Origin of the sequence: Caballeronia terrestris (assembly GCF_001544515.1) — a bacterium.
GTDB lineage: Bacteria > Pseudomonadota > Gammaproteobacteria > Burkholderiales > Burkholderiaceae > Caballeronia > Caballeronia terrestris.
Genome location: NZ_FCOL02000484.1, coordinates 1 through 1,022 on the forward strand (window position 1 = coordinate 1; position 1,022 = coordinate 1,022).

Below are 1,022 nucleotides of genomic sequence, written 5' to 3' on the forward strand. Positions count from 1 at the left end.
AACGCGATGACCGACCCGGAGAACGTGATCGCCCCGACGAACGTGCCGATGAACAACTCGACGCGATTGCCGTAAGGGATCAGATATCCGGGAGGCGCGAGTCCGAACGCCGAGGGCTCGGCGACCACCGCATATGCAATGGCGACGGCAGCGAGACCGATCAGCGAGTGCATCGCGGCGACGAGTTCGGGCATCTTCGTCATCTCGACTTTCGCCGCGATGTACGAGCCTGCCGCACCGCCGATGATCAGCGCCGCGAACAGCAGCCCGAGGCCGAAGCCCAGATTGGACCCGAGAAGCGCCGCCTGCTTCACGATCAGCGCGAGCGTCGTGAGGATGGCGATCGCCATGCCGGTCATGCCGAACGTGTTGCCGAGCCGCGCGGTCTTCGGATTGGACAAGCCCTTCAACGCCTGGATAAAACACACCGAGGCGATGAGATAAAGCAGCGTGACGACGTTGAGGCTCATCGCGCGCCCTCCTTGCCCGAAGCGAGCTTCTTAGGCTCCTTCTTCTTGAACATTTCGAGCATGCGTCTCGTCACGAGAAAGCCGCCGAACACGTTCACGGCTGCCAGCACTACAGCCAATGTGCCGAAGAACTTGCTCGTGCCGCCGACCGTGAGTCCGGTCGCGAGCATCGCGCCGACGATCACGATTGCCGAGATCGCGTTCGTCACCGCCATGAGCGGAGTGTGCAGCGCGGGCGTGACGTTCCACACCACGTGATAGCCGACGTAGATCGCCAGCACGAAGATGATCAGGTTGATCACCGTGTGATTGATGATGTCCACTTCCATGTCTATGTCCCCTTACGCCGATGCCGGCCGCGTGACTTGTCCGTCGCGGCACTGGAGCGTGGCCGCGACGATGTCGTCCGCGAGATCGATGTTGAGCGTGCCTTCCTTCGTGATGATCAGCTTGAGGAAGTCGAGCAGGTTGCGTGCGTAGAGTGCGGAGGCATCGGCGGCGACCATTGATGCGAGATTGGTATAACCGACGATATGCACACCATGCTTCATC

At 61.2% G+C, this 1,022-nt stretch carries 2 protein-coding genes and 1 pseudogene; all 3 read right to left on the reverse strand.

Features of this window, described 5'->3' with window-relative positions:
- Window positions 1–470 (reverse strand): NAD(P)(+) transhydrogenase (Re/Si-specific) subunit beta (locus AWB67_RS38445; RefSeq protein WP_200822436.1); only part of this gene is annotated, 470 nt, incomplete at its 3' end.
- Complete coding sequence (locus tag AWB67_RS38450) at window positions 467–793, reverse strand: NAD(P) transhydrogenase subunit alpha part 2 (protein ID WP_087660910.1); 327 nt, start codon at window positions 791–793, stop codon at window positions 467–469. The genes AWB67_RS38445 and AWB67_RS38450, both read right to left, overlap by 4 nt.
- Before the next feature lie 18 nt (window positions 794–811).
- A pseudogene (locus tag AWB67_RS38455) lies at window positions 812–1,022 on the reverse strand (NAD(P)(+) transhydrogenase (Re/Si-specific) subunit alpha); the annotation flags it as partial.